At 69.4% G+C, this 24,793-nt stretch carries 24 protein-coding genes and 1 pseudogene; 19 read left to right on the plus strand and 6 right to left on the minus strand.

The features are described from left to right. Positions 1 to 198: pseudogene (locus B3611_RS05795) on the minus strand (carboxylesterase/lipase family protein); the annotation flags it as partial. Between the two features lie 39 nt (positions 199 to 237). Between B3611_RS05795 and B3611_RS05800 the strand changes: the two are divergent. Genes B3611_RS05800 through B3611_RS05810 form a run of 3 tightly spaced genes read left to right on the plus strand, consistent with a single transcriptional unit; the run spans position 238 to position 2,500 of the window. Next, the gene (locus B3611_RS05800) at positions 238 to 2,202 is read left to right on the plus strand and encodes a M3 family metallopeptidase (RefSeq protein ID WP_291314137.1); all 1,965 of its coding nucleotides are present in this window, start codon (positions 238 to 240) and stop codon (positions 2,200 to 2,202) included. A 5-nt stretch (positions 2,203 to 2,207) separates the two neighbouring features. Next, positions 2,208 to 2,348, plus strand: coding sequence for a hypothetical protein (locus B3611_RS05805; protein ID WP_291314138.1), 141 nt, complete (start codon positions 2,208 to 2,210; stop codon positions 2,346 to 2,348). Between the two features lie 11 nt (positions 2,349 to 2,359). Continuing rightward, positions 2,360 to 2,500: a hypothetical protein gene (locus B3611_RS05810; protein WP_291314139.1), complete on the plus strand. Its 141-nt coding sequence runs from the start codon at positions 2,360 to 2,362 to the stop codon at positions 2,498 to 2,500. A gap of 18 nt (positions 2,501 to 2,518) precedes the next feature. On the opposite strand, the gene malQ is transcribed toward B3611_RS05810, so the two are convergent. Then, complete coding sequence (gene malQ, locus B3611_RS05815) at positions 2,519 to 4,684, minus strand: 4-alpha-glucanotransferase (protein ID WP_291314262.1); 2,166 nt, start codon at positions 4,682 to 4,684, stop codon at positions 2,519 to 2,521. A gap of 78 nt (positions 4,685 to 4,762) precedes the next feature. Between malQ and B3611_RS05820 the strand changes: the two genes are divergently transcribed. From B3611_RS05820 to pdxY, 10 genes are all read left to right on the plus strand, one after another. Continuing rightward, positions 4,763 to 6,601: an AMP-dependent synthetase/ligase gene (locus B3611_RS05820; protein WP_291314140.1), complete on the plus strand. Its 1,839-nt coding sequence runs from the start codon at positions 4,763 to 4,765 to the stop codon at positions 6,599 to 6,601. 113 nt (positions 6,602 to 6,714) lie between these two features. Continuing rightward, complete coding sequence (locus B3611_RS05825; RefSeq protein ID WP_291314141.1) at positions 6,715 to 7,383, plus strand: hypothetical protein; 669 nt, start codon at positions 6,715 to 6,717, stop codon at positions 7,381 to 7,383. Positions 7,384 to 7,416: 33 nt separating this feature from the next. Further along, positions 7,417 to 8,535, plus strand: coding sequence for a radical SAM family heme chaperone HemW (gene hemW, locus B3611_RS05830; protein WP_291314142.1), 1,119 nt, complete (start codon positions 7,417 to 7,419; stop codon positions 8,533 to 8,535). 32 nt (positions 8,536 to 8,567) lie between these two features. Further along, entirely contained in the window at positions 8,568 to 9,581 is a 1,014-nt protein-coding gene (hrcA, locus tag B3611_RS05835) for a heat-inducible transcriptional repressor HrcA (protein ID WP_291314143.1), read from the plus strand. 33 nt (positions 9,582 to 9,614) lie between these two features. Beyond that, complete coding sequence (gene dnaJ, locus B3611_RS05840) at positions 9,615 to 10,751, plus strand: molecular chaperone DnaJ (RefSeq protein ID WP_291314144.1); 1,137 nt, start codon at positions 9,615 to 9,617, stop codon at positions 10,749 to 10,751. Continuing rightward, positions 10,748 to 11,452: a 16S rRNA (uracil(1498)-N(3))-methyltransferase gene (locus tag B3611_RS05845; protein ID WP_291314145.1), complete on the plus strand. Its 705-nt coding sequence runs from the start codon at positions 10,748 to 10,750 to the stop codon at positions 11,450 to 11,452. Before dnaJ ends, B3611_RS05845 begins: the two co-directional genes overlap by 4 nt. An 11-nt stretch (positions 11,453 to 11,463) precedes the next feature. Beyond that, positions 11,464 to 12,474: a PhoH family protein gene (locus B3611_RS05850; RefSeq protein WP_291314146.1), complete on the plus strand. Its 1,011-nt coding sequence runs from the start codon at positions 11,464 to 11,466 to the stop codon at positions 12,472 to 12,474. Next, positions 12,471 to 13,037, plus strand: a complete 567-nt coding sequence (ybeY, locus tag B3611_RS05855) for an rRNA maturation RNase YbeY (RefSeq protein ID WP_291314147.1) — start codon at positions 12,471 to 12,473, stop codon at positions 13,035 to 13,037. The genes B3611_RS05850 and ybeY overlap by 4 nt, the downstream gene beginning before the upstream one ends. Then, positions 13,038 to 14,357 (plus strand): hemolysin family protein, encoded by a 1,320-nt coding sequence (locus B3611_RS05860; protein WP_291314148.1) that lies wholly within the window; start codon positions 13,038 to 13,040, stop codon positions 14,355 to 14,357. Positions 14,358 to 14,414: 57 nt separating this feature from the next. Continuing rightward, entirely contained in the window at positions 14,415 to 15,266 is an 852-nt protein-coding gene (pdxY, locus tag B3611_RS05865; RefSeq protein WP_291314149.1) for a pyridoxal kinase PdxY, read from the plus strand. Here the strand turns inward: pdxY and B3611_RS05870 are convergent. Next, a complete protein-coding gene (locus B3611_RS05870) occupies positions 15,157 to 16,677 on the minus strand; it encodes an HNH endonuclease signature motif containing protein (protein WP_291314150.1) in 1,521 nt (506 codons plus the stop codon). The two genes, pdxY and B3611_RS05870, sit on opposite strands and share 110 nt — an antisense overlap. Positions 16,678 to 16,797: 120 nt before the next feature. Between B3611_RS05870 and era the strand changes: the two genes are divergently transcribed. The 3 genes from era to B3611_RS05885 are packed head-to-tail and all read left to right on the plus strand — an operon-like array spanning position 16,798 to position 19,184. Beyond that, positions 16,798 to 17,718 carry a GTPase Era gene (era, locus tag B3611_RS05875; RefSeq protein ID WP_291314151.1) on the plus strand — a complete coding sequence of 307 codons (921 nt, stop codon included), beginning with the start codon at positions 16,798 to 16,800 and terminating at the stop codon, positions 17,716 to 17,718. 7 nt (positions 17,719 to 17,725) lie between these two features. Further along, positions 17,726 to 18,445, plus strand: coding sequence for a DNA repair protein RecO (gene recO / locus B3611_RS05880; RefSeq protein ID WP_291314152.1), 720 nt, complete (start codon positions 17,726 to 17,728; stop codon positions 18,443 to 18,445). 7 nt (positions 18,446 to 18,452) lie between these two features. After that, positions 18,453 to 19,184, plus strand: coding sequence for an isoprenyl transferase (locus B3611_RS05885; RefSeq protein WP_291314153.1), 732 nt, complete (start codon positions 18,453 to 18,455; stop codon positions 19,182 to 19,184). On the opposite strand, the gene B3611_RS05890 is transcribed toward B3611_RS05885, so the two are convergent. Together B3611_RS05890 and B3611_RS05895 are read right to left on the minus strand one after the other, a co-directional pair. Continuing rightward, the gene (locus B3611_RS05890; RefSeq protein ID WP_291314154.1) at positions 19,185 to 19,616 is read right to left on the minus strand and encodes a Fur family transcriptional regulator; all 432 of its coding nucleotides are present in this window, start codon (positions 19,614 to 19,616) and stop codon (positions 19,185 to 19,187) included. It lies immediately after the preceding gene. A gap of 41 nt (positions 19,617 to 19,657) precedes the next feature. Then, positions 19,658 to 20,101, minus strand: coding sequence for an ArsR/SmtB family transcription factor (locus tag B3611_RS05895; RefSeq protein WP_291314155.1), 444 nt, complete (start codon positions 20,099 to 20,101; stop codon positions 19,658 to 19,660). Between the two features lie 300 nt (positions 20,102 to 20,401). On the opposite strand from B3611_RS05895, the gene B3611_RS05900 reads away from it, so the two are divergent. The 3 genes from B3611_RS05900 to B3611_RS05910 are packed head-to-tail and all read left to right on the plus strand — an operon-like array spanning position 20,402 to position 22,716. After that, positions 20,402 to 21,781, plus strand: coding sequence for a glycine--tRNA ligase (locus B3611_RS05900; RefSeq protein WP_291314156.1), 1,380 nt, complete (start codon positions 20,402 to 20,404; stop codon positions 21,779 to 21,781). A gap of 10 nt (positions 21,782 to 21,791) precedes the next feature. Further along, the gene (locus B3611_RS05905; protein ID WP_291314157.1) at positions 21,792 to 22,313 is read left to right on the plus strand and encodes a hypothetical protein; all 522 of its coding nucleotides are present in this window, start codon (positions 21,792 to 21,794) and stop codon (positions 22,311 to 22,313) included. Positions 22,314 to 22,317: 4 nt separating this feature from the next. Next, entirely contained in the window at positions 22,318 to 22,716 is a 399-nt protein-coding gene (locus B3611_RS05910; protein WP_291314158.1) for a hypothetical protein, read from the plus strand. A gap of 7 nt (positions 22,717 to 22,723) precedes the next feature. Here B3611_RS05910 and B3611_RS05915 read toward each other — a convergent pair whose 3' ends face one another. Next, positions 22,724 to 24,751, minus strand: coding sequence for a TPM domain-containing protein (locus B3611_RS05915; protein ID WP_291314159.1), 2,028 nt, complete (start codon positions 24,749 to 24,751; stop codon positions 22,724 to 22,726). Between the last annotated feature and the right edge of the window lie 42 nt (positions 24,752 to 24,793).

Below are 24,793 nucleotides of genomic sequence, written 5' to 3' on the forward strand. Positions count from 1 at the left end.
GGTGAGGGACAGCGCCGTCGCGTCGGGGCGGGGGGTGGTGGCGTCGATAAGCATGCCGCCGGGGGCGGGGAGCGCGTCGTTGAAGGGGGCGGAGATGCGCGAATAGGCGATGGAGTGGAAGCGGCGCACGTCCCCCGACACCGTGCCGAGGACGGTGCCGGCGGGGCAGGTGACCTCCGCAGTGCTGGGCTGGCTCATGGGGGTTCAGTCTAGAACCCCGCCGTAGGATGGGGAGCCATGAGCGACAACCCCCTTCTCCGCCCCTCGACGCTGCCGTACAACCTCCCGGACTTCCGCGCGATCCGCCTGGAGCACGTGGAGCCCGCGTTCGATGAGGCGCTGTCCAGGCACGCCGCGGAGATCTCCGCCATCCTCACCGAGCCGCAGCCCACGTGGGCCAACACCGTGGAGGCGCTGGAGCTGGCGGGGGCGGACCTGGAGCGCGTCACCGCGTGGTTCTTCAACCTGCAGGGCACCGACGCCACCAACGAGTTCGACGAGGTGGCGGACCGCATCGTGCCCAAGCTGTCGGCGCACATGGACTCCATCTACCAGAACGCCGAGCTCCACCGCCGCCTGACCCGTGTCGAGGTGCCGGACGACGAGGAGTCGCGGCGCCTGCACGAGCACCTGCTGCGCCAGTTCGTCCGCCGCGGTGCCGAGCTCGACGCCGCCGGCAAGACGCGCCTGGTGGAGATCAACCAGCGCCTCAGCGAGCTCAGCGAGAAGTTCGGCCGCAACCTGCTTGCGGACACGCAGTCGCTCGCCGTTCGTTTCACCCGCGACGACCTCGCGGGCCTGAGCGACGAACAGCTCGCCGCCTACCGCGACGCCGCGCACCCCGAGGAGTACCTCGTGCCCATCGAGCTCCCCACCACCCAGGCCCTCCAGGCCGAGCTGGACAGCCCCGCGGCCCGCCGGGCGCTTTTCGACGCCTCCCGCGCCCGCGGCCGGTCCACCAACCCCGCGCTGGTCACCGAGTCGGTGCGCCTGCGCCAGGAGCGCGCGAAGCTGCTCGGCTACCCCACCCACGCCGACTACGTCATCGCCGAGGAGACCGCCGGCACCGCCGCCGCGGCCCGGCAGCTCATCGCGGACCTCGCCCCCGCGGCCGCCGCCAACGCTGAGGCGGAGCGCAAGCTCGCCGGGGAGCTCGCCGGCCGCGACGTCGACGGCGCCGACTGGCCCTACTGGCAGGCGAAGCGCCGCGAAGAGGAGCTCAACCTCAACGAGGCCGAGCTGCGCAACTATTTCCCGCTGGAGCGCGTGTTGCGCGACGGCGTCTTCCACGCCGCGAACCTGCTCTACGGCATCACCGTGACCCGCCGGGAGGACCTGCACGGCTACCGGGACGACGTCGACGTGTGGGAGGTCAAGGAGGCAGACGGCACCGGCATCGGCCTGCTGCTCACCGACTACCGGGCGCGCCCCTCCAAGCGCGGCGGGGCGTGGATGAGCTCCTTCGTCGACCAGTCCCGCCTGGCGGGGACCCGCCCGGTGGTGGTCAACGTCATGTCGATCTCCTCGGAGCTGCTCTCCATCGACGAGGTCACCACAGTCTTCCACGAGTTCGGCCACGCCCTGCACGGCCTGCTCTCGGACGTGCGCTACCCGTCCCTGTCCGGCACGAACGTCCCCCGCGACTGGGTGGAGTTCCCCTCCCAGATCAACGAGAACTACGCCTTCGCCCCCGAGATCGTGCGCAACTACGCCCGCCACGCGGAAACCGGTGAGCCGATCCCCGGGGAGCTTCTCGACGCCGTGCGCGCCTCCCGCCAGTTCGGCCAGGGCTTTGACACGGCCGAGTACCTCGCAGCCTGCGCGATCGACCTCGCCTGGCACTCCCTCGAGGGCGAGGTGCCCGAGGACATCGAGGCCTTCGAGGCGGCTGCGCTCGCGGAGTACGGCCTGGACGTCGAGGGCCTCGAACCGCGCTACCGCTCGACATGGTTCAACCACATTTTCGCCGGGGGTTACTCCGCGGGGTACTACTCCTACCTCTGGGCGGAGGCGCTTGACGCGGACGGCTACCGGCTCGTCGAGGAGGAGGGTATCAACCGCGCCACGGGGCAGAAGTTCCGCGACGCGATCCTGAGCAGGGGAGCGGCCCGCGACTACGCCGAGGCCTACCGCGCCTTCCGGGGCCGCGACAAGGACACCCGCCCGCTGCTGGAGCGCCGCGGCCTCGCCGGGAGCGTGTGAGGGCGGTGTTCGGACTCAGCCCCTGGCTCCAGCTCCCGCTGGTGCTCGTCGTTGCCCTTCCCTTGGCCGGGGTGATCGGGGCGGTGCTGCTGCGCGCCGTCGACGGCCTCGCCCGCCTGTTCACGCGCGGGGCGCGGCGGAAGTAGGATTGTCTGCCATGGCGAACCCCGAAGAACTGCGCAAGCAAGACCAGAAGCTGCCCAAGGCGCGGCGGAAGTACCCGCAGTCCCGGGTGACCCAGGCGCTGTGGGTGATGATCGCGCTGGTCGTCGTCGCGGGGCTGGCGAGCCTCTTCTAACTGGCTCGTCCAGCCGGATCAGCGCGGACGCCGTGAGGCGCGCGCCACCCGGTGGAACAGATCGTTGCCGGCGAGGTCCTCGATGAGGACCGTTTCCCCCCGGGCGTCGCCGAGCGGGATGCACCAGTTTGGGTACTGCTCCGCGTTGGTGCCCGGCTGGTTCTGGATGCGCGTGTCGCCCACCATATCCACCAGGTTCGTGCAGGTCAGGGCCGAGGGGGTGCCCGCGATGAAGCGGTTGAGCCCCACCAGGAGGTCCTCCACCTGCTCGGGGGTGAACTCCACGGGTTCCTCCGCGTCGATGACCATGAGGTGGGTGAAGTCGGTTCCCGCCAGCGGGGTGCCCTCGAAGGCCCCGGTCTCCCGCGCGGTGTCCAGGACCGCCGCGTGCCAGGCGGCGTCGCTCTGGTTCAGCTCGTCGAGCGTTTCCTCGACCAGCCCGAGCTCCACGCGCAGCTTGTTGTGCGCGCCCTGGAGGAAGCCGGCGGTGGGGGGAAGGTCGTGGGTGCCCACCGAGGACAGTGCCAGGTGGCGGTACTGGTTCTGCGGCAGCGGCGTACTCCCGGGAGGGGTGTCCTCAAACCAGATGACGCTCGTGCCCAGCACGCCCTTGTCGCGCAGCACGTCCTGCACCCACGGCTCGAAGGTCCCCATGTCCTCACCGACCACGATCGCCCCGGCGCGCTCCGCCTCCAGGGCGAGCACGCCGAGCATCGCCTCGTGGTCGTAGTTCATGTAGGCGCCCTCGGCGGGCTTGCCGGTGCGGGGGATCCAGAACAGGCGGAACAGGCCGAGGATGTGGTCGACGCGCACGCCGCCGGAGTGGCGCAGCGCGGTGCGCAGCAGGTCGCGCCACGGGCCGTAGCCGGCCTCCGCCAGCGCGTGCGGGTTCCACGGCGGCTGGGACCAGTCCTGGCCCTGCTGGGAGAACTGGTCCGGCGGGGCGCCCACCGAGGCCCCGCCCACGAGGACATCGGCCAGCGTTGCGGCGTCGGCCCCGCCGGGGTGCACGCCCACCGCGAGGTCGGTGACGATTCCGATGCGCATGCCCGCGGCGAGCGCCCGCTCCTGGGCGATGCGCCGCTGTTCGTCGGCGATGAACTGCAGCCACATGTAGAAGCGGGTGAGCTCCTCGAGCTCCTGCTCGTCCGCGGCCCCGTGCCTGGCGGCCGAGCCCGCCCCGAGGGCCTGCCCGGCGCACCAGCGGCCGAACTCGCGCAGGCCCTCGCCCTCGTCGGCGGCGAAGGTCTCGAAGTGCCCGCGGCGCTCATCGTCGGCCTCCGCCAGGTAGAACAGCTCGCGCAGCACGTCGAGCTTGGCGGCGAAGATGTCGTCGCGGGCGATGGCCTCGGCGCTGCGGTTGGTCGCCTTGAGCGGCGCGGCCAGCTCGGCGACCTCCCTGCGGGTGGCCTCGTCGAGGCGCTGCCACTCGGGCACGGACTCCACGGCGATGTAGATGGGGTTGACGAAGCGCCGCGAGCTCGGCAGGTAGGGCGAGTCCTCCACCGGCGTCACGGGCTCGGCGGCGTGGACCGGGTTGATCAGCAGGTAGTCCGCACCCTCCGCCGCGACGGTCTCCGCCAGGGTGGCCAGGTCGTGGAAGTCGCCGATGCCCCAGGAACCCTCCGAGCGCACCGAGTAGAGCTGCGCCATGACGCCGAACGCCGGGTCCCGGATGAACTCCTGGTTCGTCTGCAGCGTGTTGGGCACCACGATGAGGGCGCAGGCGGCTTCCAGGTCGTCGGACTCCAGGTGCAACCGGTGCCAGCCGAGGGGCAGGTCACCCGGGACGTGGAAGGTCGCCTCGCCCCAGGTCACGCCGTCGACCGTGGCGGGCGGGGTCCAGTTCTCGTCCTGCCAGGCGTCTCGCGAGGAGCCGTCCTCCAGGCTGATCCACACGTGCGCGGGGTGGCCGTCGTGGACGTGGACGGGGAAGTGCTTCTCCTGGCCTGCCACGGCCACGACGCACGGCGGCAGGGGGCGGGTGGCCCAGTGCTGCTCACGCTGCGAGAGGTAGAAGCTGAGCTCCTCGTCGGTCGGGTCGTCGCCAAGCGGAAGCCCCAGGGCCTGCAGGAGCTGGATGTAGGAGGTGTGCGGCGGTTCGGTCAACAGACCGTTCGAGGCCCAGTAGCTCAGGCCGAAACCGTAGGAGGAGGCCAGGGTGTTCAGGAGTTCCGCGTTCATCACAAGAGGCCATTGTGCCAAAGATGCCCGCGCGCCACCCCATGAGCGTGCGCCGGGCCGGGGTGTAACGTACACCACATGGTTTCCGAGATCTACACCACAGAGGCCGGGTTCGAGCTGGCCCCCACCGACACCTGCGTGTCCACCCTGATCGAGCTGTGCACCGAGAACCCGCACCTGGTGCTGTTCTCCCGCCCGCAGAACTACTACTGGGTCAACGTCAGCGCCGCCGAGTTCCTCCAGGAGGTCTACGCCCTGGCCCGCGGGCTCGTCGCCAACGGCATCGAGCCCGGCGACAGGGTGGCGCTTCTGTCCAACACCCGCTACGAGTGGCAGCTCGTCGACTTCGCCATCTGGGTCGCCGGCGGCGTGACCGTGCCGATCTACCCGTCGAGCTCCCCGCACCAGATCCAGTGGATCATCGAGGACTCCGGTGCGAAGCTCGCGGTCTCGGAAAAAGTGGAGAACACCCGCGCCATGTCCCACCTCGTCCTCCAGGACGACGGCACCCCGCGCCTCGCCGGGTCTACCTCCCAGCTGCGCAAGATCTACGAGATCAACTCGGGCGGGCTGACCAAGCTGCGCAACGAGGGCAAAGACGTCGAGCAGTCGCTTCTCGACGACCGCGTTGCCGGCCTCACCCACGACAGCCTCGCCTCCATCGTCTACACCTCCGGCACCACCGGGCGCCCGAAGGGCGCCGAGCTCACCCACGGCAACTGGATCCACCAGACCCGCGCCCTGGCCACCAACCCGATCGGCGAGGTCGCCCGCCCCGGCAAGCGCGTGGTCACCTTCCTCCCGCTGGCGCACGTGCTGCAGCGCGCCGTCGCCATCGCCCTCACCATCCACGGCGCGACCCAGACCCACTGGGCGGACGCCTCCTCCATCACGGTGGAGCTGCAGCGCGCCCAGCCGAACATGGTGCTGGGCGTGCCGCGCGTGTTCGAGAAGGTCCGCAACGCGGCGTACAACAAGGCCGCGGACGGTTCGGGCGTCGGCAAGCGCGTGTTCCTCGAGGCGGAGCGCGCGGCGATCGCCTACTCGAAGGCGATGGACACGCCGGAGGGGCCGTCGCGCTCCCTGCGCGCGGCGCACCGCGTCTTCGACCGCCTGGTGTACCGCCAGCTCAAGGAGGCGCTCGGCGGCAGCGTGGAGTACGGCATCACCGGCGGCTCGGCCATGAGCCCGGAGCTCAGCCACTTCTTTCGCGGCATGGGTGTCCCGATCTACGAGGGCTACGGCCTGACCGAGACCACCGCCGCGAGCTGCGTGAATAACAGGGTCGACCAGCGCGTGGGCACCGTCGGCCGCCCGGTGCAGGGCTACGAGGTGCGCATCACCGACGACGGCGAAATCGAGTTCCGCGGTCCCGGTGTGTTCCGCGCCTACTGGAACAACCCGGAGGCCACCGAGCAGGCCAAGCGCGACGGCTGGTTCAACACCGGCGACCTCGGCGAGGTGGACGAGCAGGGTTTCGTGCGCATCACGGGGCGCAAGAAGGACCTCATCGTCACCGCAGGCGGCAAGAACGTCTCCCCGGGCCCGCTGGAGGAGATCATCCGCCAGGACCCCCTGATCGCCAACGCGCTCGTGGTCGGCGACGGCAAACCCTTCATCGGCCTCCTGGTCACTCTCGATCCGGAGGAGCTGAAGCGCTGGAAGGCGCAGCACAACGTCCCGGAGTCCGCCTCGCTGAAGGACCTCTCCCAGAACGCGCAGCTGCGCGCGGAGATCCAGGACGCGGTGAACGTCGCCAACGCCACCGTCAGTCACGCGGAGGCGATCAAGAAGTTCCGCATTCTCGACCGCGACCTCAGCGAGCAGGACGGGGAGATGACGCCGACGCTCAAGGTCAAGCGCAACGTGGTCTTCGACCGTTTCGCCGACGACATCGACGCCCTCTACCGCCGGTAGGGATTTTCTGCGGCGCGCCGCCCGAGGGGGAACGGCGGCGTGCCCTAACATCTCTCCTACGTTTCCCGGCAATTTCCAAGGCGCCGGACAGTTGCTCGTGAAGGGGGCTTGCAGTGCACAAAAACGCGGCTTTGTTGCGTCACCGCGAGCTGACCCAGGAGATCTACAACATCGGTGACGAGGTCGCGGAGTACATCGAGCACATCGCCGAGGCGATCGCGGATTACGACGGGGAGCTGACCGACGACTGCCTCGCCGAGTTTTCCGAGATCGTCGACGACGCCCGCCAGGACGCCCGCCGCGTCGTCGGCGAGCTGATCGGCCTGCGCCAGGCTCTCACCTCCGGGATGCGCGCCGGGTCCCTGTCCGCCAGCGCCAGCCCCGAGGAGAAGGTGCCGGAGCCCGATTACCTCGACGCCGCCGGGATGGAGGACATCTTCCCGCTGCAGGCCCCCTTCTCGGTGCGCACCATGCATGACGCCCTAACCGGGCGCACGGACCTGGCAGTGCAGCACCTCACGGAGATCGTGGAATACAACCTCGAGCAGACCGACATGGTCGCCCGCGAACTCGGCGCCGTCTCGCTGCCGCACCTCTACGGCCGCGTCGGCGAGCTCGTCGAGGCCGCCGTGGAGGGCTGGATGGAGACCGTCTGCGTCGACCACCCGGCCTTCGCCCGCACCATGCGCGGGTCCAACCCGCCGAAGTTCCTCGCCGAGCGGGCGCGCATCGACGCCATTGTGGCCAAGGTCGCCGCCAAGAGGTCGCGTCGGGGGGCTTAAGCCTGCGGCCCGCGGGGTCTAGGATGTGACCCCATGCCCGCCACCCCGCCCTTCGGCGTCTACATCCACGTTCCCTTCTGCGCCACGCGCTGCGGCTACTGCGATTTCAACACCTACACCCCGCGGGAGACCTCGAGCTCCTTCGGCGCCTACCTCGACTCGCTGGAGCGGGAGCTGGCGCTCGCCGACACCCGCCCCGCCGATACCGTCTTCGTCGGCGGCGGCACCCCCTCGCTGCTCGGCGCCGACGGCCTCGCCCGGGTCCTCGGCATGGTCCGCGAGCACGTCGGGCTCAACCCCGGCGCGGAGGTGACCACGGAGTCCAACCCGGAAAGCACCGACCCGGCCTACTTCGAGGGCCTGCTGGAGGCCGGCTTCACCCGCGTCTCGCTCGGGATGCAGTCCGCCTCCGGCTCCGTGCTGCGCGTGCTCGACCGCACCCACACCCCCGGGCGGGCCACCGCCGCCGCCCGGGAGGCGCTCGCCGCCGGCTTCGAGCACGTCAACCTGGACATGATCTACGGCACTCCGACAGAGACCGATGACGACGTGCACGCCACTCTCGACGCCATCCTCGGCACCGGTGTCGACCACGTCTCCGCCTACTCCCTCATCGTGGAGGACGGCACGGCCATGGCCCGCAAGGTGCGCCGGGGGGAGCTGCCCGCCCCCAGCGAGGACGCCTACGCGGACCGCTACGAGATGATCGCCGCGACCCTCGAGGGAGCCGGTTACGGCTGGTACGAGGTGTCCAACTGGGCGAAACCGGGCGGGGAGTGCCGCCACAACCTGATCTACTGGCGCGGCGGCGAGTGGTGGGGCGCGGGCCCGGGTGCGCACGGCTTCGTCGGCGGGGAGCGCTTCTTCAACGTCAAGCGCCCCGAGCGCTACAACGCCGAGCTCGCCGAGGGGCACCTGCCCATCGAGGGGCGGGAGCGCATTGGGGAGGAGGACCGCCACTTCGAGCGCATCATGCTCGGGCTGCGGCTGCGCGAGGGCATCCCGCGGGAGTGGATCCGCCCGGGCGCGCGGGGGGTCGTCGACAAGCACGGGCGCGCGGGGTTGCTCGAGGTCGGGGAACGGGTCGCCGTGACGGATGCCGGCCGGTTGCTTGCGGACGGGATTATCACCGACATCCTCGCCGCGGAGTAAGGTATCTGGCAGTCGAGGAAGGAGAGTGCCAGATGAGTGGAGCGGACGATCGCAGGCAGGCTGTGCTGCGCGCCATCGTGGCCGACTACATCGCCTCGCAGGAGCCTGTCGGCTCCAAATCCCTCGTGGAGCGCCACGCCATCCCGGTCAGCTCCGCGACCATCCGCAACGACATGGCGGTGCTCGAGCGGCAGGGCTACATCGCGCAGCCCCACTCCAGCTCGGGGCGGGTACCCACCGAAAAGGGCTACCGGGCGTTCGTCGACGCGCTTCACGACGTCAAACCGCTCTCCCCGGCCGAGCGCCACGCGATCCTCGACTTCCTCGAAAACGGCGTCGACCTCGAGGACGTCCTGCGCCGCTCCGTGCAGCTGCTCGCCCGGGTGACCCACCAGGCCGCCGTGGTCCAGCTGCCCAACCTCGACGTTACGCGCGTCAAGCACTGCGAGGTCGTCGCGCTGACACCGACGCGCCTGCTGCTGGTGCTCATCACGGACTCGGGGCGCGTCGACCAGCGCAACGTCGAGCTCGCCTCCCCGCTCGGTGAGGCGGGCGTTCACCTGCTGCGCGACGCCCTCAACGCCGTCCTGGTGGGCAAGACGATGGCGGACGCCTCCAGCGCGCTCGAGGCGCTCGCGCCCGGTGCGCCCCCGGAGATCGCCGAGGCGGTGGAGCGGGCCACGGCCGTGCTCATCGAGACGCTGGTGGACACGCCCTCCGACCGCATCCTCATCGCGGGCGCGGCGAACCTGAGCCAGCGCGCCGGGGACCTGCACGGGGTGATCAGCGCCCTGGAGGAGCAGGTGGTGGTGCTCAAGCTGCTGGCCACCGCGCAGGACCTGGAGCAGGTCTCGGTGCGCATCGGCCGGGAGAACGAGGACGAGGAATTTTCCCGCGCCTCGATTGTTACTACAGCGTACGGCTCCGGCGGGGCGGCGCTCGGCGGGCTGGGAGTGGTCGGGCCGACCTACATGGACTACCCCGGTACGATTCAGAAGGTTGCCACCGTCGCGCGCTACATCAGCCGCGTCCTGCGGGGCGAGTAAACGTGAAATTTGTGAAAGGTTCTGGAGACAACAGTGGCTCGTGACTACTACGGCATCCTCGGCGTCGACCGTGAGGCAACCGAGCAGGAGATCAAAAAGGCGTACCGCAAGCTCGCCCGCAAGTACCACCCGGACGTGAACCCGTCCGAGGAGGCGGCGGAGAAGTTCGCCGAGATCTCGCTGGCCCAGGAGGTGCTCCTCGACCCCTCGCGGCGCCGCATCGTCGACCGCGGCGGCGACCCGATGGAGCAGGGCGGCGGCGCCGGGGCCGGCGCGGGCGGCTTCGGGGGCTTCGGCGACATCTTCGAGGCCTTCTTCGGCGGCGCCGGCGGGCCGGGCCGCGAGCCCCGCTCCCGCGTCCAGCCGGGCAACGACGCCCTGCTGCGCACCGCGATCACCCTCGAGGAGGCTTTCTCGGGCGTGAAAAAGGAGGTCACAGTGGACACCGCCGTGCTCTGCGACCAGTGCCAGGGAACCGGCTCCGAGTCGAAGGCCGCCCCCGTCACCTGCGACAACTGCCACGGCACCGGCGCGATCCAGGAGGTGCAGCAGTCCTTCCTGGGCAACGTCATGACCACCCGCGACTGCCCCAGGTGCCAGGGCTACGGAGAGATCATCCAGGACCCCTGCAAGCAGTGCGCGGGGGCCGGCCGCATCCGCGCCGAGCGCGACCTGACCGTGAACATCCCGGCCGGCATCGCCTCCGGCATGCGCATCCGCATGGCGGGGCAGGGCGAGGTGGGCCACGGCGGCGGGCCCGCCGGCGACCTCTACGTGGAGGTGCAGACGGCCCCGCACCCGGTCTTCGTGCGGGAGGGCGACGACCTGCACCTGCGGGTCACGCTGCCCATGTACGACGCCGCCCTCGGCGCCTCCCTCGAGGTGGACAACCTCGCCGGCGGCCGCACCTCGATCGACGTACCGGCGGGAACCCAACCCAACGAGCAGATCGTCTTCGAGGGCGAGGGCATGCCGCGCCTGCGCGCCCAGGGCGCGGGAGACATGATCGCCCACATTCAGGTTGCGGTGCCCACCGAGCTCTCCCGCGAGCAGCGCGAGCGCCTCGAGGAGCTGCGCGACGGCCACGCCGATTCGCCGGAGGTGGCCACCGAGCACTCCGGCCGGGACGACAACTTCTTCTCCCGCGTGCGCGACCGCTTCCGCCGATGAGCCTGCCTTACTTCCTCGCGCCCGACCCCGCCGCCGGCCGTCTCGACGGCCCGGAGGGCCGCCACGCGGTGACCGTCAAGCGGGTCCAGCCGGGGGAGCACATCATGCTTGTCGACGGCCACGGCACCGCCGCCGAGGTCCGCGTCACCGCCGTGACCGGCAAGGACGCGCTGGAGGGTGACGTAGTCTCCGTGTCGCGGGTCGAGCCCCCCACGCCCCGCGTGACCGTCGTCCAGGCGATCCCGAAGGCGGAGCGCGCCGAGCTCGCCGTCGACCTCGCCGTCCAGGGCGGCGCCGACGCCATCGTGCCCTGGGTCTCCCACCGCACCGTGGCCCGCTGGCCCGCCAACAAGCAGGAAAAGCAGCTGGAGAAGTGGCGCAACGCCGCCCTGGCCGCCGCGAAGCAGTCGCGCCGCGCGTGGGTCCCGGAGGTGGCCGAGCCGGTGACCACGAACCAGCTGCGCGAGCTGGTTGCGGGCCGCCAGGTGCTCGTGCTCCACGAGGACGCCACGGTCGCCCTGCGGGACGTGGACTTCGCGGCGGACATTCTGCTCGTCATCGGCCCGGAGGGCGGCATCGGTGCCGACGAGCTCGAGCTGATCGGGGGGACTTCCGTGCGCCTCGGCCCCGAGGTCCTGCGCACCGCGACGGCCTCCCTGGCGGCCCTGAGCGCCATCGGGGCGCTGACCGCCCGCTGGTAGTGTTGGGCACCATGGAAGAACTGCTCACGCGCAAGGTTGAGCTCGATGCCGCCCACGCCCAGGCCGTCCTCGGCATCAACGACGACAACCTTCGCGTCCTGAACCAGCAGCTCGGCGCCAACCTCCACGCCCGCGGCACCACGGTAACCATCCGCGGCGCGGCGGCCGACGTCGCCCACGCCACCCGCGTGCTCGAGGAGCTGGAGTCCATGGCCCGGCGCGGGGTGCCGGTCGGGCCCGACACCGTGGTGCACGCGACGCGGATCATGGAGACCGAGGCCCCCGAATCCGTCGCCGAGATGCTGGGTGCCGAGATCGTGGCGCGGCGCGGCAAGGTGATCCGCCCGAAGACCGCCGGCCAGCGCCGCTACGTCGACGCCATCGACGAGAACACCATCACCTTTGGCATCGGCCCCGCCGGCTCGGGTAAGACCTACCTGGCGGTGGCGAAGGCGGTGCAGGCGCTCCAGGCCAAAGAGGTCAAGCGCATCATCCTCACCCGCCCGGCCGTCGAGGCGGGGGAGAAGCTCGGCTTTCTGCCCGGCACCCTGAACGACAAGATCGACCCCTACCTCCGCCCGCTTTACGACGCCCTGCGCGACATGCTGGATCCCGAGATGATCCCCAAGCTCATGGACGCCGGCATCATCGAGGTCGCCCCGCTGGCGTACATGCGCGGGCGCACCCTCAACGATGCCTTCGTCATCCTCGACGAGGCCCAGAACACCACCGGCAGCCAGATGAAGATGTTCCTCACCCGCCTCGGTTTCGGCTCGAAGATGGTGGTCACGGGCGACATCTCCCAGGTCGACCTGCCGCGCGGCACGGTCTCCGGGCTGCGGGTGGCGCGCCGCATCCTGGGCGCCATCGAGGGCATCCACTTCGAGGAGCTGCGCGCGGAGGACGTGGTGCGCCACCACCTCATCTCCGCCATCGTCGCGGCCTACGACCATTACGACGCGCAGAACGCGGCGCGCTACGAACAGAAGCAGAAGGAGCGCGAGGAGGGCGTGAGCGAATGAGCATCGAGGTCCTGAACGAATCCGGCGAGGCCGACATCAACGAGGAGATGCTTGTCGACGTCTGCTCCTTCGCCCTGACCGCCATGGACGTCCACCCCGACACCGAGGCCACCATCACGCTCGTCGACGAGCCCACGATGGCCGACCTCCACGTCCGCTGGATGGACCTGGAGGGCCCGACCGACGTCATGAGCTTCCCGATGGACGAGCTCGCCCCCGGCGGCGGCCGCCCCGACGCCTCGCCGCTGGGCGCCGCCATGCTCGGCGACATCATCCTCTGCCCGGCCTTCGACCGGAAGCAGGCGGAGATGGCGGGCCACGACCTCGGCCACGAGCTCGCCCTGCTCACCGTCCACGGCGTGCTGCACCTGCTGGGTTACGACCACATCGCCCCCGAGGACGAGCGCGAGATGTTCGCCCTGCAGAATGAGATCCTCGCCGACTGGTACGACGACCTCGCCGCGCGCGGCACCGAGTACCAGCCCAAGCCCACCGGTGCGCACGCCTTCCCCTCGGCCGCCGACCGGGAGGAGCTCGACCGCCGGATGAAAGACCAGCGCTAAGTGAACTTCACCCTCAGTTACGCGGTCATCGCGGTGATCGCGCTGCTCCTGTCCGGCCTGCTCGGCTCGGTGGAGTCGGCGCTTGCCCCCATCTCCCGCGCCCGCGTGGAGAACATGGTCAAGGACGAGGTCTCCGGTGCCAGCGCACTGCTGCGCGTGGTGGAGCACCGCGCCAGCCACATCAACATGCTTGTGATGCTGGTGACCATCCTCGATGTCACCGCCGCGGTGTTCGCCTCCATGTTCTTCATGGACCTCATTCCCTCCGAGGCCTGGGCCATCACCACGGCCATCCTCGCGGTGACGCTGGCCCAGTTCAGCGTGGTGGGCGTGTTCGCCCGCACCTCCGGCCGGCGCAACCCGTACTCCATCTCCCTGCGCGCGGCGCAGTGGCTGGTGGTGTTCAACACGGTCTTCGGGCCGGTGGCACGGGTGCTCATCTGGGTCGGGAACGTCTTCCACCCGGGCCGCGACTTCCGCGACGGGCCCTACTCCACGGAGGTGGAGCTGCGGGAGATGGTCGACATCGCCCAGGAGCAGGGCGTGGTGGAGACCACCGAGCACCGCATGATCCAGAACATCTTCGACCTCGCCGAGACCTACGCCCGCCAGGTGATGGTGCCGCGCCCGGAGATGATCTGGATCGAGGACGGGAAGACGGCGCGCCAGGCGGTGCGCCTCATGGTCCGCTCCGGCCATTCCCGCGTCCCCGTCATTGGTGAGAACGTGGACGACATCGTCGGCGTGGCCTACCTGAAGGACATGTTCGAGGAGAACGGCGACACCATCGACCCCGCCGCCCCCGTCACCGCGGTGATGCGCGAGCCCCTCTTCCTCCCCGACTCCAAGCCCCTCGACGTGCTGCTGCAGGAAATGCAGCGCATCAACACCCACATCGCCATCCTCATCGACGAGTACGGCAACGTCGCGGGACTTCTCACGATGGAGGACCTGCTCGAGGAGATCGTCGGCGAGATCACCGACGAGTACGACGATGCCGAGGAGGCACCGATCGAGGGGGCCGGGGAGCGCCTCTACCGCGCCCACGCCCGCCTCCCGCTCGATGACCTCGTCGACCACCTCTACGACGACATCGGCTACGAGCTCGAGTTCGACGATGAAATCACCGACTCCGTCGACACCGTCGCCGGGCTGCTCTCCTACGAGCTCGGCCGTGTCCCGCTGCCGGGTTCCACGGTGCAGGTGTCGGGCCTGAGGGTCACGGCGGAGGGCGGCCGTGACCGCCGCGGGCGCGTCAAGGTGCGCACCGTCCTCATCGAGGTCCCCGACGTGGTGGACGAGTACCAGACCCGCGAGTGAGGGTATAACCCCGGTCGCTGCACGGGCCGGAAGTGACCTGGTGCACAATAGGGGACCATGAACATCCTTTCCATCCAGTCCGCCGTCGCCTACGGGCACGTGGGAAACTCCGCCGCCGTCTTCCCCCTGCAGCGCATCGGCCACGAGGTGTGGCCCGTGTACACCGTCAACTACTCCAACCACACCGGCTACGGCCAGTGGAAGGGCCCGATGATCCCGGCCGCCGACGTCGCCTCCGTGATTGACGGCATCGACGAGCGTGGCGCCCTCTCGCGTGTCGACGCCGTCCTCTCCGGCTACCAGGGCGGCGACGACATCGCCGACGTGATCATCGACGCGGTGGCGCGTGTGAAGGAGCAGAACCCCGGTGCCGTCTACGCCTGCGACCCGGTGATGGGCAACGCCAAGTCCGGGTGCCACGTCTCCGACAACATCCCGCCGCTGCTGCGGGACAAGGTGGTGCCGGTGGCGGACATCATCACCCCGAACCAGTTCGAGCTGGGCTACCTGACCGGCACGGAGGCCGGCGACCTGTCATCCACCCTCAACGCCATCGAGGCGGCCCACGACATGGGACCGGACACCGTCCTGGTGACCTCGGTGGAGCGCCCGGAGGCGGACACGGAGAACAACCTGGAGATGATCGTCTCCGACCCCAAGGGCGCATGGATCGTGCAGACCCCGCGCCTACCGTTCAAGCGCAACGGCTCCGGTGACGTCACCGCCGCCCTGTTCACGGGCCACTACATCCGCACGGGAGACGCCGCGGAGGCGCTTGCGCGCACCGCGTCGTCCGTCTTCAGCCTTCTGGAGACGACCTACCAGGCGGACTCCCCGGAGCTCCAGCTGGTTGAGGCCCAGGAGTTTTTCGCCCACCCGAAGATGCAGTTCTCGGTGGACTCTCTCTGACCCGGCGCGGCGGGGGAGGGGTGAACAGCGGCGGGTCGGGATCCTGGCCTGTTTCGGTACCAAAGTCGATGCTGCGGATCCGCGCCCACGCCGAGCTGTGGAACCCCAGGGTTTCGTTGGTCTCCATGTGCCCGCCACCTGCGGGAACGACCCCCAGGCGCCCGGTGCGGGGATTTCTGTCCAGGTATCCCTTGTTCCCGGCTCCGTCCCTGTTGTCGTTGTTGCACCTGTGGTGGGTGCGGCACAGGCCCGCGAGGTTGAGCAGGTCCGTGCGCCCGCCCCTGATGTAGGCGAGGATGTGGTGGGCCTCCGTCTCGGACATCGGCGCGTCGCAGCCGGTCCAGGCGCAGACCCCCTGGAGAGCCAGCAGGGCGATACGCTGCTCGACGCTGGCGAGGCGCGTGCGGCCCAGTGAGAGCGGCACGCCGGTGACCCGGTCAATCTGCAGGACGAAGTCGGCCGCCCCCGCCATGCCGAGGCGGACGAGGTCGAAGCAATCCACCTCCACCCCTGTGTTGGTGGGGAACTTCGTGTTCCAGTCAGCCTGCGCGATGTCATCGAGGGTGATCGAAAGAACAACGCTCGCCGCGCCGCGGTTCGCCGCCTGCCGGCCCTGTTCGTACTGGTTGAGTATGTTCCAGAGCTGGTCGAACTTGCGTTGCCCGGGCAGGCGGGCGTCGGTGCCCGCATCGGCGGGGACGTTGGAGCCGGGGCCCGAGTCGGCGTCCAGGAGCGCCTTGAACAGGGCGTAGTGCCCCGCCGTCATGGTGAGGGTGACATCGCGCGTGCCGTCGGCTTTCTCGTGGCCGGCGCGGACGGTGCGCTGGTCGTAACCGGCGTTGGGGTCACGCCGGGGCCGGAACTCCGCGTTGGCGCGGTCGACGAGCCGCTTGACGTACTTCTTCAGGTCCTGAGGCGAGCGCGTCGTGGCCTCCCGCAACGCATCGCGGTGGATGGCGGCTCGGCGGTGGCGGGCCTTCCTGGTCAGCTGGCGCAGGGCCCGGTCGATGATGGTCTGCTTTTCCGCGCTTACCTCCTGGGAGTTCTTCCTCGCGCGCTCCCTCTCGCGGGGCGGGGCCGGCTCGCCGAGATCTAACCCAGGGTCTTCCTTGTCCTCGGGTCCGAACAGGTCCCGCCCCCGGCTCAGCCGGGAGTGGGCCTCACCGGGGGAGATGTCGAGGGCACGCTCCAGGTACGTGTTGGCGTAGTTCGCGCCCACCGCCGCGCCGGCGCCGTCGCGCTCGCAGATGTGGGCGAAGGCGGCGTCGGCGAAGGCTTTCTTGTTGGCCACACGCTCGAGGCGCTCCATCTCGGCGCGCACGTCAGTGAACCGCAGGAGGGACGGGTCGGCGAAGGCCGCGGTGAGTTTGTCGAATGCGGCCTCGAGGTCGTCGACAAGCGATGCGAGCATGGTCCCCCCCCTTTCATGTCCCCGCCACCATACAAACCCGAGCGGACGCAACACCCACTATATAGAACAATTGTTCGAACATGCAAGCCCCCGTCCGCACAGCAAGTAGACTCCCTGGGCATGGACATCTTCACCAACACCCCGGAGGGTTTCCGCAGCGGCTTCGTCAGCTTCGTCGGACGCCCCAACACGGGTAAATCGACTTTGACGAACGCCCTGGTGGGGGAGAAGATCGCGATCATGGCGAACCAACCGGAGACCACGCGCCGCCCCATCCGCGGCATCCTCAACCGCGACGACGCGCAGGTCATCCTGGTGGACACCCCCGGCATGCATCGCCCCCGCACCCTCCTCGGCGAGCGGCTCAACGACGTCGTCATGGACACCTTTCAGGACGTCGACGTCATCGGGTTGACCATCCCGGCGGATGAGAAGATCGGCCCCGGCGACCGCTACATTCTTGAGCAGATCCGCGAGACCCGGCCGAACATTGACATCGTCGGCATCGTGACCAAGCTGGACAAGGCGAGCAAGGACCAGGTCGGGGAGAGGCTGCTCGAGCTGCATGAACTGCTGGGCGGCACCGCGGAGGTCATCCCCGTCTCCGCGACGGAACACGTCCAGCTGGACACCCTGACCCAGATCCTGGTGGACCACCTGCCGGAGGGCCCGCGCTTCTACCCGGTGGGCCACGTCACCGACGAGGACACCGAGACGCGCATTTCGGAGCTCATCCGCGAGGAGGCGCTCAGCGGCCTGCGCGAGGAGTTGCCGCACTCGGTCGCCGTGGAGATCGACGAGATGCACCCGGACCCCGAGCGCCCGGACCGCACCATGATCTACGCCGTGATGTACCTCGAGCGCCCGGGCCAGAAGCGCATCATCGAGGGCCCGGGCGGGCAGCGCCTCAGCGGGATCGTCCACCGGGCGCGCAAGCAGATCATCGAGCTGCTGGGGCAGAACGTGTACCTCGACCTGCGCATCAAGGTGCTCAAGAACTGGCAGCAGGACCCGAAGCACCTCGGCAGGCTGGGGTTCTAGGGCAGCGGTGGCCTCCAAACCCAGCTTCCGGGACCGCGCCTTCGTCGTGCGCACCCACGACTTCGGCGAGGCGGACCGCGTCGTCGTGCTGCTCACGCGCAACCACGGCCTGGTCCGCTCCGTGGCCAAGGGCGTGCGCAAGTCGAAGTCGCGCTTCGGCTCGCGCATCCAGCCCTTCGTGGACATCGACGTACAGCTCTACCCGGGCGCGAACCTGGCCACCATCACCCAGGCGGACACCGTCGCCTACTACGGCACCCGCATCATCGAGGACTTCGACCGCTATGCCGCCGCATGCGCGATCCTCGAGACCGCGGAAAAGCTGAGCTACGCCGACCTGCCCGACGCCTTCCTCTTCGATGCCACGGCCGCGGCCCTGGAACGCCTCCAGGGCGACGACCACCCCACGCTGGTGTTGGATTCCTTCATCCTCGGGGCCACCGAGCATTCCGGTTGGGGTCTGTCGCTCTACAACTGCGCCAACTGCGAAAAGCCGGGCCCCCACTCCGCCTTCAACCCGGCCCTCGGCGGCGCGGTGTGCAACAACTGCCGTCCGCCGGGCTCGATGGACGTGGACCCGGAGGTGCTGCACACCATGTGGCTGATCCAGCACGGCCAGCCCGCCACCGCGGAGCACGTGGAAAAGGTGCACCGCGCCACCACCTCCCACCTGCAGTGGCACCTCGAGGCAGCCGTGAAGAGTCTGCACATCATGGAACAGGCATAATGAAGCAATGATCGAGATCGCCCCGGAATTCATCCCCCGCCACATCGCCCTCGTGATGGACGGAAACGGCCGATGGGCCGCGCAGCGCGGCCTGAAGCGCACGGAGGGGCACCGCCGGGGCGAGGCGAAGCTCATGGAATGCGTCGACGCCTGCATCGAGATGGGCACGGTCGAGTGGCTCTCCGCCTACGCGTTCTCCACCGAGAACTGGCGCCGCAACGCGGACGAGGTCCGCTTCCTCATGGGGTTCGCCCGCGACGTCCTCCGGGGCCAGCGCGAGGAGCTCAACGAGAAGAACGTGCGGATCGTGTGGGCCGGCCGCCGTCCGCGCCTGTGGCGCAGCGTCCTCCACGAGATCGAGGTCGCCGAGGACCTCACCCGCGACAACACCGGCCTCACGCTCGCCATGTGCCTCAACTACGGGGGGCGCGCCGAAATTGTCGACGGCGTGCGCAAGCTCGTCGACGCCGCGCGCGACGGCCGGGTCAACCCCCGCGACATCACCGAGAAGACCTTCTCCCAGTGGCTCTACCGCCCCGACATGCCGGACGTGGATCTCTTCCTCCGCCCCAGCGGCGAGCTGCGCACATCGAACTTCCTGCTCTGGCAGTCGGCCTACGCGGAAATGGTCTACATGGACAAGCTCTTCCCGGACTTCACCAAGGAAGACATGTGGGAGGCCGTGCTGGAGTACGCGAAGCGCGACCGCCGCTTCGGCGGGGCGATCGAGCGCAACTGATTACCGCGCCGCCTGGCAGGCGCGGCACACGCCGTAGACCTCGGCATCGTGGCCCACGAGCTCGTAGCCGAAGTGCTGGGCCACGAGCTGCGCCCACTTCTCCACCGGCCCGCCCTCGATCTCCTCGCTGCGTCCGCACACGGTGCACACAAGGTGATGGTGGTGCGCCTGCGTCAGGCAGTGCCGGTAGAGGGTCTCGCCGTCCCCGCTGTGCAGCACGTCCACCGCGCCCACCTCGGTCAGCGACTGCAGGGTGCGGTACACCGTGGTCAGCCCGACCTTCTCGCCGCGCGCCTCGAGCTCCTCGTGGATGAAACGCGCCGAGATGAACTTGTCGACGTCCTGCAACACCTTCACCACGGCCTCGCGCTGTCTGGTGTTGCGCACGCCCAGTTTGGGCTGCTTCGGGCGGGTGGGTCGCTGTGCTGGCATACCCGTGCAGTCTACCCAACCGGGCCGAAGCGTCACGAGCGCTACGAGCGCTTGGGCTTCGGCAAGGAGGGGTTGAGGCCCGGGTCCACATCGGGGCGGACGTGGTCCGGGGGCTCGATGATGGCGACTGCTCCGCCGGTGATGGGGGAATCGTCACCCGTGGGGCGTCGTGAAGCGAGGTCGATAACCTCTCCCTTGTTCTCGGCGATGTCCATCAGGCCGCAGATGACATCGAGCACCTCTGGGCGCGCGATGGAGTAACGGACCTCGCGGCCGCGGCGGGAGCAGGTGACCAGGCCGGCCCGCTTGAGCACCCGCAGGTGCTGGCTGATCAGCGGCTGGGACTTGTCCAGCTTGGTCACGAGCTGGTGGACGACGTGCTCGCCGCTGCTGAGCAGGAGGAGGATGCGCAGGCGGAGGGGGGAATCCAGGGCGCTGGCAACGTGGGCGGCGCGGTCGATGTCGGCATCGGTGTGGGTGCGCATGTCCGGACCCCCTTCCTTTTCTGTAGAGAAACGCTGGCCTCTGGAACGGGAACAGAACCTAAAAGGTCGTTAAGACAATTCTAAACGCACGTCCTAGTTTTAATAAACTATGCCAACCCTAACAGGGCGATTGTGGGGTTGTCACCCAAATTTGCGGCCGGACGGGGCGTTCGCGCACCGCACCGCCCGCCCTCGGCGACCTGCGCCGAACGACCCGCTACACTGGTCGCGTAGATTTCCGTCCGCCCCGGAGGGTGGCGGGAAACACGTCCGAACCAGTGTGATCAGTCAGGAGAAAAAGTGGCCTCCACCATTGATACCGTCGTGAACCTGTGCAAGCGCCGTGGCTTGGTGTACCCAGCAGGTGAGATCTACGGCGGTACCCGCTCCGCGTGGGACTACGGCCCGCTCGGCGTGGAGCTGAAGGAGAACATCAAGCGCCAGTGGTGGCGCCACATGGTGCAGTCCCGCCGCGACACCGTCGGCGTGGACACCTCCGTCATCCTGCCGCGCCAGGTGTGGGTCGCCTCCGGCCACGTCGAGGTGTTCACTGACCCGCTGGTGGAGTCCCTCCACACCCACAAGCGCTACCGCGCGGACCACCTCCTCGAGGCTTACGAGGAGAAGCACGGCCACCCGCCGGTCAACGGCCTGGCGGACATCAACGACCCCGATACCGGCCAGCCCGGCAAGTGGACGGAACCGCGCGCCTTTTCCGGCCTGCTGAAGACCTTCCTCGGCCCGGTGGACGACGAGGAGGGCCTGCACTACCTGCGCCCCGAGACCGCGCAGGGCATCTTCGTGAACTTCAAGAATGTCATGACCTCCGCGCGTATGAAGCCCCCGTTCGGCATCGCAAACATGGGCAAGTCCTTCCGCAACGAGATCACCCCGGGCAACTTCATCTTCCGCACCCGCGAGTTCGAGCAGATGGAGATGGAGTTCTTCGTCAAGCCGGGCGAGGACGAGCAGTGGCACCAGTACTGGATCGACAACCGCTACCAGTGGTACGTCGACCTGGGCATCAACCCGGAGAACCTGCGCCTGTACGAGCACCCGCAGGAGAAGCTCTCCCACTACTCCAAGCGCACCGTGGACATCGAGTACGCCTACAACTTCCAGGGCTCCAAGTGGGGCGAGCTGGAGGGCATCGCCAACCGCACCGACTACGACCTGCGCACGCACGCCGAGGCCTCCGGCGAGGACCTCTCCTACTTCGACCAGGAGACCAACGAGCGCTGGATCCCGTACTGCATCGAGCCGGCCGCCGGCCTGGGCCGCGCGATGATGGCCTTCCTCATCGACGCCTACCACGAGGAGGAGGCCCCGAACTCCAAGGGCGGCACCGACACCCGCGTGGTGCTCAAGCTGGACCGGCGTCTCGCGCCCGTCAAGGTCGCCGTGCTCCCGCTGTCGAAGAAGCCCGAGCTCTCGGGCCCGGCTGAGGAGCTCGCCGACAAGCTGCGCCAGCACTGGAACATCGACTACGACACCTCCGGCGCCATCGGCCGCCGCTACCGCCGCCAGGACGAGACGGGCACCCCGTTCTGCGTCACCTACGACTTCGACTCGCTCGAGGACAACGCCGTCACCGTGCGCGAGCGCGACACCATGAAGCAGGAGCGGGTCAAGATCGACGAGCTCGAGTCCTACCTCGCCGCCCGCCTCGTCGGGGCATAAGGGAGCAACCATGCACTACGTCAGCTGGGACCGCAGTGACCGCGACAACCTCAAGCTCCTCGCCGAGGACGGGCCCGAGGTTCTCGGTGTCTTCACCGATGAGCGCGCCGAGGTGGGGCAGGGCGAGGACCGCGAGGAGTGGGACCTCGTCGCCTCCGCGGAGTCCGGGGCCGTCGCCACGCGCGGCGGCAACGAGATCGTGCGGGCGAGCAGCTCGCTGAAGCGCTCCAAGCAGATTCCGGTCGACATCGAGGGCCGCGGCTACACGCTCATCAGCGAGACCTCGAAGAACTGGATCATCGACGACGCCGCCGGCGAGAAGGTCGGCCAGTTCACCCAGGACCACAACGGCGTGCGCAAGGCCATCCTGGAGTTCGAGGGCGAGACGACCCTCCCGCTCACCGACATCGCCGGGCTCGCCTGGCTCTCCCGCGAGGTCCTCGAGACGAAAAAGATGCTCAACTCGAACGCGCTCATCGCGTTCCTGGTCTTCCTCTCGCTCTTCGTGGTCGTCGTCTTCTTCATGCAGTAACGCCATGATCTGGCAGGGCACCTCGCTTATCGACGCCCCCGAACCCACCTCCTTCACCGACGGGGAGCTCGTCGTGGGGCGCGAGCGGCTGCGCCTCACGTCGGAGGATCCGGCCGACATCCGGGCCGTGGCCCCCGATGGGCGGGCGTTCCGCCTGCGCAAGGCGGGTTTCACCGTGTCCCGCTATGAGGCGCTGTGCGACGGCCGCGCCTACCGCGCCCGGCGCACGAGCGGGTCGCGTCGCGAGATCACCGGCCCGGACGGAACTGTCGTCGCGCGCACCCGGGGCCGCGCGGACGGCAGCCTGGAGGTGGATCCGGTGGGCGGGTTCACGCTCGACCTCGCCTTCATCACCTGGGCGCTGACCTACGTGGACACTCCCACGCGCCGCACCCGGCGGTAGCGGGTGCCTAGAACATCCCGCCGCGCGCCGAGGGTCCGCCGCCGGAGAAGCCGCCACCGCCCCCGAAGCCACCTCCGCCGCCGAAACCGCCTCCCCCGAAGCCCCCGCCGAAACCACCGGAGAGGATGGAGCCCCAGATCACCGCGTTGGCGATGTTGCCCGTGGTCGCCGCGGTCTGCTGCTGGCGGTAGCGGTTGATGTCGTCGTTGGCGGTGCCGGCCGCGCGGCGGGCAGTCTCCGCTGCCGCGCGGGCGAAGTCGATCGCGCCGCGCGTGTCGGAGGTGCGGCGGTTGCGCGCCTCGTTGAACTGGCGCTTCGACTCCGCCAGGAGGGTGCGCGCGTTGGAGCCGATCAGGCGCCCGCGGGAGTTGATCAGGTCTTCCGCGCTCTGGATCTGGGCCGCCGCGACGCGCAGCTGCTGGTCCAGCACCTGCAGCTGGCGGTTCTGGTCCTGGGCAGCGCCGCGGGCGCGGTCAATCTCGGCGTCGATGCGCGAGTCGAGGTCTGTCAGCTCGGTGTAGAGGGAGAGCGGGTCGGTCTGCGCGCGGTCGCCCACCGCAGCGAGGCGCTGGCGCGCCTCGGAGGACACCGCGTCAAGGGCGGTGGCATCCACCTGTGCACCCTGCTGGCGGGCGCCCTTGAGCTGCTCCATCTCGCGGATCTCGTCCTCGATCTCGCGGATCAGGGCGGGAATGTTGGCCTGGGAGCCGCGGATGTTCTCCTCGGCGTGCTCGATGGCGGAGAGGTTGGTGTCCGAGACCTCCACGGCGTGGGAGGCGGAGGCGAGCAGGTCCACCAGAGCTCCCTGGCGGCCCGCCGGCTGCGCGGCCACCTCCCGGGCCTGGCCGAGGAGCTTTTCGGCCTCATCGAGCGAGGCGCGGGCGACATCCACGTTGTCGGTCAGGGAGTGGATCATGTCTTCGGAGTAGCGCTGGCGCAGGTCGTCGAGAAGCGACTGCGCGGGCTCGAGGCGGGCGCGGATGTCGATGGTGCGCTGGGTGACCTTCTCCACCTCCTTGTCCGCGTTCATGAGCACGCCGCGCATCTCGTTGAATTCCTGGCTGCGTGCCTGCAGGGCCTCGTTGGCCTGGCCGCAGGTGGAGATGATGTCGATGAGCATGGCGCGCTTCTCGGGCTCGGTCTCCGGGATCGCGTCGTAGAGCTTCTGGTGCGTGGTGAAGGCCCGCTGCAGCGTCGTGGCGGCGGTGTTCATCGCGGAGGTGAAGGGGCGCACGCGGTCCGGCCCGAACTCGGAGGTGGCCAGGTCGAGCTCCTCGCGGCCCTGGCGCACCGACTCGTCGGTGTGCACGAGAGCGTCGTGGGCCAGCTCCTCCAGCGTCGGGGTGGGGAGGCTGGACAGCGAGTCGGTGTCCGCGGGTGAGAGGGCCTTGGCGGATTCGAGCTGTTTGGCCTGCGTCTTCCTGCTCCTGCGGCGGGTGGCGGCCCACATGCCGCCGCCGGCGACGGCGAGCAACCCCACGCCGCCGGCGGCCCACCCGGCGTTAGCGGAGTCGGACCCGGCACCGGACCCGCCGCGCCCGCCCGCCGCGTCAATCGCCGCGAGCGCCGCACCCGCCCAGTCGTTCTGGCCGAGACGGTCGGAGGCGGCGTTGTACATCTTGTCGATCTCCGCCTGCTTCCACATGTCCCCGCCCGCGACGGCGAAGGTCCGCTCGGTGGGGGAGACCGCGAGCACCGCGACGTTGGAGCCAGAGGCGTCGACGGAGCGCTGGGCCCACTGCTCGGCGCTCATGGAGCCGAAGGAGTCGAGGTACACCACGCGGATCGCGCGCTGCTTGTCGGCCTGGACCTTCTGGATCCCCTCCTCGATCTTCGCCTTGTCCGCGTCCGAGAGCACACCGGCCTGGTCCGTCACCGGGTTGGTCAACCGCCCGGGGGCCGTGGCCTTGGCCGGCGCCTGAACCTGGGCGACATGGGACACCCCGACGGCGAGGGCCGCGGGGGCGGTTGCCAAACCAGCGCCCCCGGCAATCAGCGGGGCGGCAGCGAGCATGCGGAGGTAGCGCTTTTTCATGCTGACTAGGGTAGTCGCTTCGCCGACACGGGGTCGCGGGCC

The sequence above is a fragment of the Corynebacterium sp. UBA2622 genome (assembly GCF_002339505.1).
Taxonomy (GTDB): domain Bacteria; phylum Actinomycetota; class Actinomycetes; order Mycobacteriales; family Mycobacteriaceae; genus Corynebacterium.

Coding starts and splice junctions, on each gene's coding strand:
- B3611_RS05800 (WP_291314137.1), top strand. CDS start 238: ATGAGCGACAACCCCCTTCTCCGCCCCTCGACGCTGCCGTACAACCTC.
- B3611_RS05810 (WP_291314139.1), top strand. CDS start 2,360: ATGGCGAACCCCGAAGAACTGCGCAAGCAAGACCAGAAGCTGCCCAAG.
- malQ (WP_291314262.1), bottom strand. CDS start 4,684: ATGAACGCGGAACTCCTGAACACCCTGGCCTCCTCCTACGGTTTCGGC.
- B3611_RS05820 (WP_291314140.1), top strand. CDS start 4,763: ATGGTTTCCGAGATCTACACCACAGAGGCCGGGTTCGAGCTGGCCCCC.
- hemW (WP_291314142.1), top strand. CDS start 7,417: ATGCCCGCCACCCCGCCCTTCGGCGTCTACATCCACGTTCCCTTCTGC.
- hrcA (WP_291314143.1), top strand. CDS start 8,568: ATGAGTGGAGCGGACGATCGCAGGCAGGCTGTGCTGCGCGCCATCGTG.
- B3611_RS05845 (WP_291314145.1), top strand. CDS start 10,748: ATGAGCCTGCCTTACTTCCTCGCGCCCGACCCCGCCGCCGGCCGTCTC.
- B3611_RS05850 (WP_291314146.1), top strand. CDS start 11,464: ATGGAAGAACTGCTCACGCGCAAGGTTGAGCTCGATGCCGCCCACGCC.
- ybeY (WP_291314147.1), top strand. CDS start 12,471: ATGAGCATCGAGGTCCTGAACGAATCCGGCGAGGCCGACATCAACGAG.
- pdxY (WP_291314149.1), top strand. CDS start 14,415: ATGAACATCCTTTCCATCCAGTCCGCCGTCGCCTACGGGCACGTGGGA.
- B3611_RS05870 (WP_291314150.1), bottom strand. CDS start 16,677: ATGCTCGCATCGCTTGTCGACGACCTCGAGGCCGCATTCGACAAACTC.
- era (WP_291314151.1), top strand. CDS start 16,798: ATGGACATCTTCACCAACACCCCGGAGGGTTTCCGCAGCGGCTTCGTC.
- B3611_RS05885 (WP_291314153.1), top strand. CDS start 18,453: ATGATCGAGATCGCCCCGGAATTCATCCCCCGCCACATCGCCCTCGTG.
- B3611_RS05890 (WP_291314154.1), bottom strand. CDS start 19,616: ATGCCAGCACAGCGACCCACCCGCCCGAAGCAGCCCAAACTGGGCGTG.
- B3611_RS05895 (WP_291314155.1), bottom strand. CDS start 20,101: ATGCGCACCCACACCGATGCCGACATCGACCGCGCCGCCCACGTTGCC.
- B3611_RS05905 (WP_291314157.1), top strand. CDS start 21,792: ATGCACTACGTCAGCTGGGACCGCAGTGACCGCGACAACCTCAAGCTC.
- B3611_RS05910 (WP_291314158.1), top strand. CDS start 22,318: ATGATCTGGCAGGGCACCTCGCTTATCGACGCCCCCGAACCCACCTCC.
- B3611_RS05915 (WP_291314159.1), bottom strand. CDS start 24,751: ATGAAAAAGCGCTACCTCCGCATGCTCGCTGCCGCCCCGCTGATTGCC.